Source organism: Lactimicrobium sp. (assembly GCF_036453465.1).
Taxonomy (GTDB): domain Bacteria; phylum Bacillota_I; class Bacilli_A; order Erysipelotrichales; family Erysipelotrichaceae; genus Bulleidia.
The window spans coordinates 41,615-54,063 of record NZ_JAZHUW010000013.1; the positions used below are offsets into that span (position 1 = coordinate 41,615).

The window sequence follows — 12,449 nt, forward strand, 5'->3', positions numbered from 1 at the left end:
CAACTGTAAGGAGCAGTACAGAATGAAAATTGTATTTATTGTACCAACAACTGCCCTCCGCCGCTTTCCTCCCTACCGCTGGGGCGGCAAAATCTACGGACAGACAAATTCCATCACAGGACCACTGATTCTGGGCGGTATCCTGAAAAAAGCAGGACATCATGTAGAGGCATATGAAGAGCTCAACGCCTCTGTCCCTTATAAAAAGCTGTTCAAGGATACAGATGTTTTCTGCATCTCAATCATGACTTCCAATTCCATCCGCGGCTATGAACTCGCGGACATGATTCATCAGAAGTCTCATGCACGGGTCATCATGGGCGGTATGCATGCAACCTGGATGCCGGATGAAGCTCTTGCGCATGCCGATCAGGTTATTGTCGGTGAAGGTGAAAAAGTCATCCTGGATGTTGTTGAAGGGCGCATCAAAGACAGACTTGTACATGGTATTCCGATCAAGAATCTGGATGAGGTTCCCTTCCCGGACTATTCCATCCTGAAAACACCATGCCAGGCAGCCAATGTCATCTCGACCAGAGGCTGTCCTTACCGCTGCACATTCTGTACGACATCCCGCATGTTTGCACCTTACCGGCAGCGCAGCGTAAACAATGTTATTGAAGAAATCCGCATGTACAAGAACATGGGGTTCAAATACATGAACTTTGAAGATGACAATTTCACGGCTGATAAAGAACGTGCCAAGGAAATCTGCAGGCGGATGATCGGTGAGAATCTGACCTTCAAAGAAACCTTCTTTTTCGGCCGTACGGATCTGGCGGATGATGAAGAACTTCTGCAGTTGTTGCATGATGCCCATCTGACCAGAGTGCTGATCGGCATTGAATCACTGAATCAGGCAGCGTTGAACAGCATTCACAAAGGACAGAATATCGAAAACATCAGAAGAGCCGGTGCTGCCTGCCAGAAATATGGCATCCGCATGATTGCCAGTGTTGTTCTCGGTCTGGATGAAGATACGCTGGCAGATATGGACCGCAGTGTCCAGTTTGCCAAAAGCATCAATGCCTACCAGCTGCAGCCTGCCATTCTGACACCATTCCCGGGTACACCTGTCTATGAGAAGTTTGAAAAAGAAGGCAGAATGATCACCCATGACTGGAGCCTGTTTGACATGATGAATGTGACCTTTGAGCCTGCTCATATGACCCCGTGGCAGCTGCAGGAAGAATTCTACAAGTCAGCCAAATATTTCTATGACTTTTCTTCAGCCAGAAAGATCGGAGAAATCTATGGAAAAGAATATGGATGGCGGCGGTGGGGACTGGCCCTGGCGGCACGTCTAGGTGTATGGGGTGCCCATGTGGCTTCTGAAAAAGCACCGAAGAGCTGCTACTACCAGCTGCGCCACTGGACAAAAGACAGCAGCCAGAACAATGCAGAAGAGGAGAAAAACCAATGAAAAAGAAAAACAGAAAGATTACTGCGGCCATCATCATTGTGGCAGCCATTGCCATTCTGCTTGTTGTCTATAACGTCTTCAAGCCAAAGACTGTCAAAGGAGAAAAAGCATATACACTGGAAGTGATCAACCAGGAAGGAGAAGAAACAGACTACAAGGGAACTACCGATCAGGAATATCTGCGCGGTGTGATGGATGAACTTGTCAAAGATCAGGATTTTTCCTATGACGGCATGGAATCACAGTCTGGTTTTTATATCACTGAAGTCAATGGTGAAACTGCAGATTATACAAAAGACTCTGCCTACTGGTCCATCATGGTCAATGGAGACTATGGTTCCTATGGCATTGATCAGCAGCCAGTGGCAGATGGTGATGACTTCCAGCTTGTCTATACCACAGATCAGAAATAACAATGCCTGAAAGCAGCACACATCAAAAGAAGACACAATCTCAAACCAGAAGCCTCTTTCGCTTATCAGCACATGACATCGCCGTACTTGGCATGATGACTGCCCTGCTGGAAGCCTCAAAGAGGCTTCTTGATGCTGTTCCCAATGTTGAACTCGTCACCTTCCTGTTTATCGTCTTCACTCTGTTTTACGGTCCAAAGGTTATCTATGTTGCCTTTGCCTTTACAGGCCTTGAAACCATTTACTGGGGACCTGACACATGGGTCATCATGTACCTGTATCTATGGCCGCTGCTGATCATGATCGTCTATCTGACAAGAAAACATGCCAATGCATGGTTCTACAGCTTTCTGTCCGCATTTTTCGGACTGATCTTCGGTGCCCTCTGCGCCATCGTCTATATCTTCATCGGCGGGCCTTCCATGGCATTCACCTGGTGGATCGCCGGCATTCCCAGCGATATTCTCCACTGTATCTCAAACTTCATCGTCTGCCGTCTGTTGTATACACCCGTCATGAAAGGACTGCAGCACATCAGAAAACAAATGCACAAATAATCTATGCGGCATCATCAATCTTTCTGATGATCCGGTATGCCATTTGCATCTTCCGTCTTAAAATCGACAACAATATTCTCTTTCGGCAGATACGTAACATTGACATGGAACCGGTTCTGCCCGATCTTTTCTAACAGTTCTTTTGCCCTCTTCCATTCCTGATGTTCCAGTTGAAAATCATAGCGGTCACCGGTTTCATCCAGGCCGCTGATGCGGTAATCCGTACTGTCATTTGTTTCCTGTTCATACAGTTCACAGGAAGAAAGCTGTACCAGGAGCGGATGGATGATATAGGGAATATTCTTGGTGAAGTCAATGATGCCGCTGATCGACACAGCTGACATAACAATGCACAGGGCAGCCATGGCAATCGTCACAAGCCATCCTTTTATACCAAGACCGGAATCTGCTTTGACTTCCGCCGCCAGCATGACTGTCAGTACACCAAGTGGGGCAAACATCAGAAGAAGCCCGGTATACATCGCACCATGAAAAGTGAAATGAAGAAAGGAACTGCGGCCGGAAACCATGATGACGTCACCAAGAATCAAACAGGCAAAAAAGATAATGAGACCAATCATCAACAGACACATCAACGGCCCATACCCTGGCAGTGACCACAGCATACTGAAGAATTCCATCGGGATGCCCCTTTCTTTTTTATCATAGCAGAGCAATGTAAAAGATCTTTACAAAATCAGCTAAATCATTCCCTGCCCGCAGTAATTCCTGTCATATAACTATCAATTTTATTAGCTGCTCATAAATTTACTGATATCTTCATCATCAAAAGTCACCGTGCTAACTTATAGCTGCAATAAAGAAAGGAATGTGGAAGATGTCAGATACAGAGAACGATACGGAAAACCTGCAGGCGTTATCTGATGCCATTGCACAGGCGGATTCGATTCTGGTTGGTGCCGGCAGCGGCCTGTCCACCGCAGCAGGGCTGAACTTTGCCGGGGACAGACTGCAGAAATACTTTGGGGATTTTGTACAAAAATACCAGATCACAGATATGTACAGCGGCTGCTTTACAAAGTTTTCCTCACGTGAAGAAAGATGGGCCTATTGGTCCAGATGGGCATGGTTCAACCGGTTTGAAGAGATTCCAAAGAATACGATGTCAAACCTGAAAGAACTGCTGTTGGGAAAAGAATACTTTGTACTGACAACCAATATTGACCATACATTTATCAGGGCCGGCTTTGACAAGCAGAAGCTGTGCTATACACAGGGAGACTTCGGTGTTCTGCAGTGCAGTGTGCCATGCCATGAAGAAACATACGATGACAAGCAGCTGCTGCAGAAGATGATAGCAGCGCAGGGATATGTACAGGATGACCAGGGACATTTCCAGGCGCCAAAAGACCATCCGGTCAAGATGGAAATCCCAAGTGAGCTGATTCCCCACTGTCCAAAGTGCGGTGCTGAAATGGACTTTGATCTGTTCTGGGACAACCGGTTTGTGCGTGACAAAGGATGGCACATCGCCCATGCCCGCTATGAATCCTGGCTAAAAAAGCATCAGAATGAGCACATTCTCTTTCTGGAACTTGGGGTTGGTTTCAACTCACCCGGTGTGATCAAATATCCTTTCTGGCAGATGACAGCTGATAACAAGAATGCCATCTTTGCCACCATTGATCTCAACCAGCCATGTACATGGAACCAGATTGAAGACCGCTCGATTGTCATTCAGGCAGATCTGGATCAGGCAATCAAAGATTTACTGCAGATGAAGGAGGCAAGATCATGAAGATCACAAAGATTGATTTACTGCACAGTGAACCGGTGGAAGATGGCTGGAGACCCATCTTTGTCAGAGTGTATACGGATGAAGGCATTTATGGCGATGGAGAAGTGGCACTGTCCTATGGCGGCATCGACAATGCGGCCTTTGGCATGTTACAGGACATGGCGCCGAAACTGATCGGCATGAATCCACTGGAAAATGAGAAGATCTGGAACAAGCTCTATTATGGCTGCTTCTGGGGGTACAATGGCGGCCCGGTTGTCTTTGGTGCGATCAGTGCCTTCGATCTTGCCATGTGGGATATCCGCGGCAAGAAATTCAATGTGCCAGTATGGATGCTGCTGGGCGGTAAACTGCGTGATTCTCTGCGTGCATATGCCAGCCAGCTGCAGATGGGCTGGGGCGTTGGCAGACACCATGCCACATCACCACAAGACTATGCACAGGTTACCAAAACAGCCATGGAAAAAGGCTTTGATGCGGTCAAGATCAATTTCACCACCTTCAAAGAAGACGGCACACCCTACAGCAAGTTTGACCAGGCGCCTTACCTGTCCCAGGATTACATGAATCTGATTGAAGCAAGACTCAAAGCTGTCCGTGATACGCTTGGCCCCAATGGTGATATCATTCTGGAAAACCACAGCCTGACCGACAAACTCTCTGCCACCCAGATGGGCAATATGGCAAAGAAATACCGGATCATGTACTTCGAAGAGCCAACAGCGCCTCATGCTGACAATCTTGCCTATATTCATGAACATACCGGCATTCCGGTTGCCACAGGTGAAAGAATGTATTCCCGCTGGCAGTTCAAGGACCGTCTGGACAAAGGTGCGGTACAGGTCATTCAGCCGGATCTAGGCACCTGCGGCGGTATTACCGAAGTCAAGAAAATCTGTGATATGGCATATGTGTATGAAGCAGCTGTACAGATCCATGTCTGCGGCTCACCGCTTGTTACTGCAGCATCACTGCAGATGGAAGCCGCCATCCCAGGCTTCATCATTCATGAATATAACGTCAACACCGAAATGCCAAAGATGCTTGGCTTAACAACCAGAACCTATGAACCCATCAATGGCAGAATGCCCATACCGGATCTGCCAGGCCTTGGCAATGAGATTGCGCCATCCACCTTTGAGCATTCTGAAGTCATCCATATTGGGTGAATCAACAGTGCCTCAATAGCAAAAAAAACGATCTGATGCAGGAAGAACTGACATGTTTCTGAATTCCTTTGCAGTAGACCGTTTTCTTTTTTTTGCAGTACATTCAGGCAGCTTTGGTGCCAAGAATCCTGGCAGCTACATTGCGGCGGAACCAGGATGTGATCGGACCTGTGCACAAGGCAATAAACACGGTTGCTAAGCCAACTGTTGTAATATGCATCGTCAGACCACAGATCAAGCCAATGATGGAACTGATGGCATCCAGCATGATGCGTGCCCAGTGAAACGGAATTTTACCATGTGACTTCTCAGCAATCAGATCTCCCAGAGCATCATATGGTCCGCAGCCAAGATCGCATTCCATATACAGGGCAATGCCAAAGCAGAGAATGATGATAGCAAGCACAAGCATGAGGCAGCGGATGGGCAGATTGGCTGCCAGAGATGCCTGGGTGATGCCAAACAGTCCGAAGAAGACGCCCCAGTACTGAACGATAAAGCCAAGCAGAAACATATTGATGAAAGAACCGACCCCAAAGCTTTTATGCATCATCAAGGCAACCGGAACAAGCAGGATGAGATTGACGCATGCCTGCACAATGCCAAGGCCGATATGAAGCACAGAAGAAAGGCCGTAGGTCATGGATGTAAAGGGATCAATGCCAAAGCCGGAAAGATTGAGAACGGCTGTACCCAGACCAAGGATGATATTGCCGATAATGACGAAGAAGATACGCTTTTTCATGAACGTTTCTGTTTCCTTTCGCATAACGCAGGTATTATATTGCGTTCCATGAAAATTGCGATCACAAATTCATCAATTCCTGAAAAAATAACAGACAGCAGTGTTTACAGTTTCCGGTAATAGGCAAAAAACATCGGTGCCGTCGTACATACCGCAATCGTATCGGCAATGGGCTCTGCCAGATAGACACCGGTAACAGGATCCGGGCAGATATGCGGCAGAAGAAAGATCAGCGGAATCAGCAGAATGATCTTTCTCCAGATGGTCAGAAAGATTGCTTTGGGTGCATGGTCCAGTGCCACAAAACTGTACTGGCAGGCAACCTGCACGCCATAAATCAGCAGTACGGCAAAGTAAACCCGCATACTTCTGACTGTGTACTGGATCAGTTTATGATCACTTGTAAAGACAGATGCCATCGTGGAAGGAGCACCCATACAGAGAAGCCAGATCATAACAGATCCGCTCACACAGCAGAAAAAGAGCAGGCGGAATGTCTTCTTCACCCTGGCAATATTGTCAGCACCAAGGTTATAGCTCAGCAGCGGCTGTGCCCCCTGCACCAGTCCGGGTAACAGCAGCATCACAATCTGCATGATACTGCTGAGAATGCTCATGGAAGCCACTGCCATATCCCCACCGTATTTCTGCAAAGCTGTATTAAAACTGATCGATACCATATTCTCCGTCAACTGCATTAAAGCCGGTGAAGTGCCAAGCAGAATACATGGCCCAAGCAGCTTTCCATCAAAATGGATATTTCTTCTGTACAAGTGCAGATCAGTCTTGTCTGTGCATAAATATCTGACAACAAAGCAGGCAGAAACAGCCTGGGAAATGATTGTTGCAAGGGCTGCTCCCTGTACGCCCATGCCAAAGACATTGATGAAAAGTGCATCCAGAATCATGTTTGTGACGGCACCAATGGCAACATTGCGCATACTGATCATGGCCCTGCCCTGGGCGGTGATAAACGCATTCAATCCTAATGTCAGCTGTGTGAACACAGTGCCAAGACAATAGATATTCATGTAATCAACCGCATAGACGATCGTATCTGTACTGGCGCCAAACAGCATCAGGATACTTCTGCCAAAGACAAGCATGAGCACTGTCAGGATCAACGATATCATCAGTAACATCCACGTGCATGTGCCAAGCACTCTTTCTGCCTGATTTTTCTCACCTTTGCCCATCAGAATGGATGCCTTTGGTGCACCACCCATACTGGCCAGTGCTGCAAAAGCAGAGATCGCCAGAATCACCGGTGTTGTCACGCCAACCCCGGCCAATGCCTGAGAGCCAATTTCTGGAATATGGCCGATGAACATCTTATCCACCAGGTTATAAAGAATATTGATCAGCTGAGCAGCCACAGCCGGCACAGCCAGTTTCACAAAAGCCTTCACCACTGGCATGGATGCCAGCAGATCATCCTCATTTGTTTGAGGATCTCTTTTTCTGTCAGTCTCTATGTTAGCTTTCCTGTCGTTTACATTCATCGCGATAAAGTATATGGCGCTTGCAGACAGGGAAAAAGACACGTGCCAGATGTTAAGTTACTCATAATTTTGCAAGAAATCAAAAACAGCGGACAGCATATCTGCCATCCGCTATCTTCATGCAATCATAGCTATTTTCTCAGACGTTAATCTCAACTGTTTCACCAAGCAGATCCTTGTTGGCATCCAGCATCGGCTGAATCACAGTATCCAGATACTTCTCAACCTGGTGCGGTGCACATCCGACATACAGCTTCGGATCCAGCTTGGACTGAAGTTCTTCTAATGTGACATGGAACATCGGATCATCGGCAATCAGCTCCAGCAGATTGTTGTCCAGGCCGTCTTCCTTGACACGGCGTCCTGCCTGCATGGAAAGCTCACGAATGCGCTCATGCAGCTCCTGACGATTGCCGCCATACTTCTCCACTTCATCCATCATGATATTCTCCGTTGCCATGAAAGGCAGCTCATCTCTCAGGTGTCTTTCAATCATCTTCGGATATACCTTCATGCCATCGGTCACATTCAGGCAGAGATCCAGCACACCGTCAATGGCAAGGAAACCTTCCGGAATGGAAAGACGCTTGTTGGCAGAATCATCCAGTGTACGCTCAAACCACTGCACACCGCTTGTAATGGCAGGATTCAAAGCATCCACCATGACATATCTGGACAGTGAGCAGATACGCTCAGAACGCATCGGATTGCGCTTGTAAGCCATTGCCGAAGAACCGATCTGTGACTTTTCAAACGGTTCTTCAACTTCCTTCATATGCTGCAGAAGACGAATATCCGTTGCCATCTTCATAGCAGATGCCGCAATGCCAGCCAGCACATTGGCAACCTGGGTATCTACTTTGCGGGAATACGTCTGGCCGCTGACAGGAACACATGCCTCAAAGCCCATCTTCTTGGCAATCATCGGATCCAGCGCATCCACCTTTTCCAGATCTCCCTGGAACAGTTCCAGGAAAGATGCCTGGGTGCCGGTGGTTCCCTTGGAGCCAAGCAGCTTGAGATTCTTCAGTTCATGATCAACTTCTTCCAGATCCAGCATGAATTCATTGATCCACAGCGTTGCCCGCTTGCCAACCGTTGTCGGCTGAGCCGGCTGATAATGTGTGAAAGCAAGGGTCGGCTGATCCTTCTGCTCTCTGGCAAATCTGGAAAGTGTCGCAATGACATTGATCAGCTTCCTGCGCACCAGTGTCAAAGCTTCCTTCATCAGAATGATGTCAGTATTATCACCGACATAGCAGCTTGTGGCACCAAGATGAATGATGCCCTTTGCCTTAGGGCACTGTACGCCATAGGCATACACATGGCTCATGACATCATGACGAACCTGCTTCTCACGTGCCCTTGCCATATCATAGTTGATATCATCCTGATGTTCCTTCATCTCCGCAATCATCTCATCCGTGATGCGGTCAATGCCAAGTTCCTTCTCTGTCTCTGCAAGAGCAATCCAGAGTCTTCTCCATGTACGGAACTTATGATCCTCAGAGAAGATGAACTGCATTTCCTTGCTTGCATAGCGCTCTGAGAGCGGACTGATATAGCGGTCTGTATTTGTCATGTAACCCTCCTGCATGAAATCGCTGTGATACTGCCTGATGTATTACTAAAACCGAGGCAAGTATATCATAAAGACATCAAACCAGAAACACCTGCAGTAGGCAGCATCATTTCGAATATGAGCACTTGAACTTATAGTATTAGATATTCATTCATCTACGCATTTCATCTGCCATTTGTCTTTCAAATAATGAAACCGTTATTTTGAAACGCCTGGCAGAAATCTTCGATAATCGCTTGCAGAATACAAAACTCTTTCAACAAGCATTCTATCTCCTTCAATTCTGTAAAAAGCTAAGTAGGATTTAAAGGAGACAAAATAGTATCCTTCAAAAAGATCCTCATAGTAAAGAGGAATCCCAGATTTAGGAAAATCGGATTTCTGTTCAATTTTGTTAATTAGCTCGTCCAGATATTTTTGTGCAGTACCATAATCTTTGGAGGCTTCAAATACCTCATACCAGACTTGATCAAGATCTCTGAGAGCAATCTGAGAATATTCAACTTGATATCTCATAATCTTTTATCACGGAAATGTGCTCTTACGTCATCAGAAGATATATATCCCTCTTCTTCTCCGGAACGCCTTCCTTCATTTAGCTCGCTCATTAACCGTAGCATCGCCTTTGCTTTTTCAAATTCTTCATCATCTTCAATATTCCGAATTGTGTATTTTCCCCTGCCATTCACTGTTAAATAAACTGGATTTCCAACAGATACGTTTTCAAGAACAGAATTATAATTTCTAAGATCAGAAACCGGGCTGATTTTTGTCATAATTAATCTCCTTTCTTCAGATCGCTGATGTAATCATAGTAAAATAATAACTTGATAACTTCAATTATTTAAAGAAAAATTTTACGAATGATTCATCGAATTATACAGATCGAATCTGAATGAAATTATCATTAAATATTGCGTCATTCAGCGTATCCCGGATTACACGTTATTTTTTGAATCTGCTATATAAGATGAAGACAGGAAATGATACAGGATCTCATCGGTGCGTTCATCGATTTTCAGATCCTGTGCAAGCTCTCCTGCCGGCTCCTGCAGGGAACACTCTCCGCAGATATCCACTCCAAGCACATGATGGTGATGGAATGTTTCTCTCACAATCCTACCTAGCATATCCAGGTTCATAGTACCCTGGTCCCAGTTGGTTCTGGCAAAGGAGCGGTCCAGTACGTCTTTATCAATCGATATATAGGCAGGCAGATCATGCCGGATCAGATCAAAAGCCTGAGAAGCATCCCGACTCTCCAGCTGCTGCATACTGATGCACAATACTTTTTCTTTCATGGAGGCAGGCAAGTGCGCAATCTGAGCGGCAGAAGGTCCAATCAGCACAAGCTGCTTTAACATGGATCTTCGCCGTACCATCTCCCCTGCCCAGCTGCCACAGCTGACAAGATCATGGATCATCGGCCTCTGCATATCGGTATGATGATCAAACAAAAACAACACATACGGTGTCCTGATCCGTTCTGTGATGATGCCTGTTACATAGTGGTAGTTGCCATTGTCCAGAAAATGAATGCCATGGATCCCGTAAGGACGGATCCTTTCACGGATCTTTGCGGCTGCCTGCGGTGTCACATAGAGATCTGTTCCCTGAATATCACTGCAGTCAATACGATGAAGTCCGGGTATGATCTGTTCAATATCTTCCGGATACACATGTGAAAAATCCAGAATATAGTTTTCTCTTTTCTCTGTTTTCTGCATACGGTTAGAGAATACCGCAGTCTTTCAAGAATGCCAGCAGTATCACAACTTGAGAATCCTGCCGGTTCTCTGCGGGAACAGCCACCAGATGTTGATGGCAGTGGAAAGAAGATAGGATATGACCGGGACAAAATAACTCAGCAAGGCAGCTGCCAGATAGCCGATCAGACTGCAGGCACCGCGCAGATCCACATGGTAACTGTTTCCCAGTTCATGCGAAATAAACATTGCCATGATATGGAAGGCCACGGATGCCAGAAACATATCAAAGAAGTAGCAGAACAGCGGAACAAATGACAAGGGATATCTGCCGACCCAGCCGGTACAGAACGGGATGAATGACATCACAAACAGAAGGGCATTGTTTGCCCACAAGACTTTGACATTGATACGGCTGACATCTTTTAACATGATGTGGTGATTGACCCAGTAAATCGCAACAAAGAGAAAACTCAGAAAATAGGCACTGATCATAGGCATCATCTTTGCAAGATCCGACCATTGGTCTCCCTGTGGTGTTGTAAAGGTCAGTACAACAATTGTTATGATGATGGCAAGCACACCATCTGAAAATGCTTCAAGCCTGTTCTTTTCCATATGAATATTCCTGCTCTCTTCTATCAGCGCTGCACCACACAGAAAGGATTGCCATCCGGATCATTCAGAACAACATAGTCTGCCCCTTCCTCATAGTTCCATTCCTTACGCGAAGCACCTAGAGTCAGCAGCCTTTCTACCTCTTCCTTCTGATGATCCGTAAACAGATCCATGTGATGTCTCTGTGCCTTATCAGAAGCAATCAGTTTCAAGGACAGCTGGATCCCATGGCCGGACTTTGGCACCAGGATTGCCCAGTCTTCTTCCGCCGGATATTTCAGCTGATAATCCAATGCCGCAGACCAGAACGCCACTGCTCTGTTGATATCTTTCACACCCCACACAATTGATCCGATTTCAAGCATAAATTTCCTCCATCCCCTGCATTTTTCACAGAAAAATATATCTTTGATTCGATTCTGCTTCAACGATGATTCGACAATAAACTTCATCACCTGTACTGGCAGCTATGAAGTTTCATAGTATTTGTCCCTGCATGAGTACACTGTATAATGCTTTTTATTCATTACATTTTTTACATGACAGCAGCTGTAGAGAAAGGGAGATACATATGATCCGCTATACAGAAGAAAAGAAGTTCACAAAGGAAGAAATCCAACATCTGTTTCTGTCTGTGAACTGGGTATCCGGGAAATATCCTGATAAGCTGTATCAGGCTTTAATACACTCCTCAACGGTAATTACAGCCTGGGATGACAGGAAACTTGTGGGTCTGGCAAGAGCACTGGATGATTCCTGCATGCTGGCTCAGGTGCATTATGTTCTTGTTGATCCTGCATATCAGGGACAGGGAATTGCCGGCCGGCTGATTGAACTGATAAAAGAAAGATGCTGTTTTTGCACAGTGGGTCTATTTATTCTCTGATTGTGGCTTGTTTACGCTAAAAAGATCTCTATATTTGAGTGTTTTGTGGTTTTCAAAACCTAATTTCAGGAGGATCTCGATCTTCTCCA

The 12,449-nt window shown here is 46.1% G+C and carries 15 protein-coding genes; 6 read left to right on the top strand and 9 right to left on the bottom strand.

Translation table 11 applies throughout. The annotated features are described in order from the left end of the window. Positions 1-22 precede the first annotated feature (22 nt). The 3 genes from SOI44_RS04910 to SOI44_RS04920 all read left to right on the top strand — a co-directional run bounded on the left by SOI44_RS04910 (position 23) and on the right by SOI44_RS04920 (position 2,393). Positions 23-1,423 (top strand): B12-binding domain-containing radical SAM protein, encoded by a 1,401-nt coding sequence (locus SOI44_RS04910; RefSeq protein ID WP_331348109.1) that lies wholly within the window; start codon positions 23-25, stop codon positions 1,421-1,423. After that, positions 1,420-1,836, top strand: a complete 417-nt coding sequence (locus tag SOI44_RS04915) for a DUF4430 domain-containing protein (RefSeq protein WP_331348110.1) — start codon at positions 1,420-1,422, stop codon at positions 1,834-1,836. Before SOI44_RS04910 ends, SOI44_RS04915 begins: the two co-directional genes overlap by 4 nt. Before the next feature lie 92 nt (positions 1,837-1,928). Next, entirely contained in the window at positions 1,929-2,393 is a 465-nt protein-coding gene (locus SOI44_RS04920; protein ID WP_331348111.1) for a hypothetical protein, read from the top strand. 14 nt (positions 2,394-2,407) lie between these two features. Here SOI44_RS04920 and SOI44_RS04925 read toward each other — a convergent pair whose 3' ends face one another. Continuing rightward, a complete protein-coding gene (locus tag SOI44_RS04925; RefSeq protein ID WP_331348112.1) occupies positions 2,408-3,034 on the bottom strand; it encodes a hypothetical protein in 627 nt (208 codons plus the stop codon). A gap of 197 nt (positions 3,035-3,231) precedes the next feature. Between SOI44_RS04925 and SOI44_RS04930 the strand changes: the two genes are divergently transcribed. Next, entirely contained in the window at positions 3,232-4,152 is a 921-nt protein-coding gene (locus SOI44_RS04930) for a Sir2 silent information regulator family NAD-dependent deacetylase (protein ID WP_331348113.1), read from the top strand. After that, the gene (locus tag SOI44_RS04935; RefSeq protein ID WP_331348114.1) at positions 4,149-5,321 is read left to right on the top strand and encodes a mandelate racemase/muconate lactonizing enzyme family protein; all 1,173 of its coding nucleotides are present in this window, start codon (positions 4,149-4,151) and stop codon (positions 5,319-5,321) included. The genes SOI44_RS04930 and SOI44_RS04935 overlap by 4 nt, the downstream gene beginning before the upstream one ends. A 103-nt stretch (positions 5,322-5,424) precedes the next feature. Here SOI44_RS04935 and SOI44_RS04940 read toward each other — a convergent pair whose 3' ends face one another. The 8 genes from SOI44_RS04940 to SOI44_RS04975 all read right to left on the bottom strand — a co-directional run bounded on the left by SOI44_RS04940 (position 5,425) and on the right by SOI44_RS04975 (position 11,839). After that, positions 5,425-6,066 (bottom strand): YczE/YyaS/YitT family protein, encoded by a 642-nt coding sequence (locus SOI44_RS04940; protein WP_331348115.1) that lies wholly within the window; start codon positions 6,064-6,066, stop codon positions 5,425-5,427. Positions 6,067-6,170: 104 nt separating this feature from the next. Next, complete coding sequence (locus SOI44_RS04945; protein ID WP_331348116.1) at positions 6,171-7,484, bottom strand: MATE family efflux transporter; 1,314 nt, start codon at positions 7,482-7,484, stop codon at positions 6,171-6,173. A 223-nt stretch (positions 7,485-7,707) separates the two neighbouring features. Further along, positions 7,708-9,150, bottom strand: coding sequence for an adenylosuccinate lyase (gene purB, locus SOI44_RS04950; RefSeq protein WP_331348117.1), 1,443 nt, complete (start codon positions 9,148-9,150; stop codon positions 7,708-7,710). A gap of 198 nt (positions 9,151-9,348) precedes the next feature. Beyond that, positions 9,349-9,666: a type II toxin-antitoxin system RelE/ParE family toxin gene (locus SOI44_RS04955; RefSeq protein ID WP_331348118.1), complete on the bottom strand. Its 318-nt coding sequence runs from the start codon at positions 9,664-9,666 to the stop codon at positions 9,349-9,351. Beyond that, on the bottom strand, positions 9,663-9,926 hold the full coding sequence (locus SOI44_RS04960; protein ID WP_331348119.1) for a hypothetical protein: 264 nt from the start codon (positions 9,924-9,926) through the stop codon (positions 9,663-9,665). The genes SOI44_RS04955 and SOI44_RS04960 overlap by 4 nt, the downstream gene beginning before the upstream one ends. Positions 9,927-10,088: 162 nt before the next feature. Further along, on the bottom strand, positions 10,089-10,877 hold the full coding sequence (locus SOI44_RS04965) for an arginase family protein (RefSeq protein WP_331348120.1): 789 nt from the start codon (positions 10,875-10,877) through the stop codon (positions 10,089-10,091). 42 nt (positions 10,878-10,919) lie between these two features. Then, positions 10,920-11,474, bottom strand: coding sequence for a TMEM175 family protein (locus SOI44_RS04970; RefSeq protein WP_331348121.1), 555 nt, complete (start codon positions 11,472-11,474; stop codon positions 10,920-10,922). 23 nt (positions 11,475-11,497) lie between these two features. Continuing rightward, a complete protein-coding gene (locus SOI44_RS04975) occupies positions 11,498-11,839 on the bottom strand; it encodes a VOC family protein (RefSeq protein ID WP_331348122.1) in 342 nt (113 codons plus the stop codon). Between the two features lie 206 nt (positions 11,840-12,045). On the opposite strand from SOI44_RS04975, the gene SOI44_RS04980 reads away from it, so the two are divergent. Continuing rightward, complete coding sequence (locus SOI44_RS04980; RefSeq protein WP_331348123.1) at positions 12,046-12,360, top strand: GNAT family N-acetyltransferase; 315 nt, start codon at positions 12,046-12,048, stop codon at positions 12,358-12,360. Positions 12,361-12,449 lie beyond the last annotated feature (89 nt).

Bases quoted from the DNA above. Each gene is read 5' to 3' on its own strand.
- SOI44_RS04910 (WP_331348109.1), top strand. From the start codon at position 23: ATGAAAATTGTATTTATTGTACCAACAACTGCCCTCCGCCGCTTTCCT.
- SOI44_RS04915 (WP_331348110.1), top strand. From the start codon at position 1,420: ATGAAAAAGAAAAACAGAAAGATTACTGCGGCCATCATCATTGTGGCA.
- SOI44_RS04920 (WP_331348111.1), top strand. From the start codon at position 1,929: ATGATGACTGCCCTGCTGGAAGCCTCAAAGAGGCTTCTTGATGCTGTT.
- SOI44_RS04925 (WP_331348112.1), bottom strand. From the start codon at position 3,034: ATGGAATTCTTCAGTATGCTGTGGTCACTGCCAGGGTATGGGCCGTTG.
- SOI44_RS04930 (WP_331348113.1), top strand. From the start codon at position 3,232: ATGTCAGATACAGAGAACGATACGGAAAACCTGCAGGCGTTATCTGAT.
- SOI44_RS04935 (WP_331348114.1), top strand. From the start codon at position 4,149: ATGAAGATCACAAAGATTGATTTACTGCACAGTGAACCGGTGGAAGAT.
- SOI44_RS04940 (WP_331348115.1), bottom strand. From the start codon at position 6,066: ATGAAAAAGCGTATCTTCTTCGTCATTATCGGCAATATCATCCTTGGT.
- SOI44_RS04945 (WP_331348116.1), bottom strand. From the start codon at position 7,484: ATGCCAGTGGTGAAGGCTTTTGTGAAACTGGCTGTGCCGGCTGTGGCT.
- purB (WP_331348117.1), bottom strand. From the start codon at position 9,150: ATGACAAATACAGACCGCTATATCAGTCCGCTCTCAGAGCGCTATGCA.
- SOI44_RS04955 (WP_331348118.1), bottom strand. From the start codon at position 9,666: ATGAGATATCAAGTTGAATATTCTCAGATTGCTCTCAGAGATCTTGAT.
- SOI44_RS04960 (WP_331348119.1), bottom strand. From the start codon at position 9,926: ATGACAAAAATCAGCCCGGTTTCTGATCTTAGAAATTATAATTCTGTT.
- SOI44_RS04965 (WP_331348120.1), bottom strand. From the start codon at position 10,877: ATGCAGAAAACAGAGAAAAGAGAAAACTATATTCTGGATTTTTCACAT.
- SOI44_RS04970 (WP_331348121.1), bottom strand. From the start codon at position 11,474: ATGGAAAAGAACAGGCTTGAAGCATTTTCAGATGGTGTGCTTGCCATC.
- SOI44_RS04975 (WP_331348122.1), bottom strand. From the start codon at position 11,839: ATGCTTGAAATCGGATCAATTGTGTGGGGTGTGAAAGATATCAACAGA.
- SOI44_RS04980 (WP_331348123.1), top strand. From the start codon at position 12,046: ATGATCCGCTATACAGAAGAAAAGAAGTTCACAAAGGAAGAAATCCAA.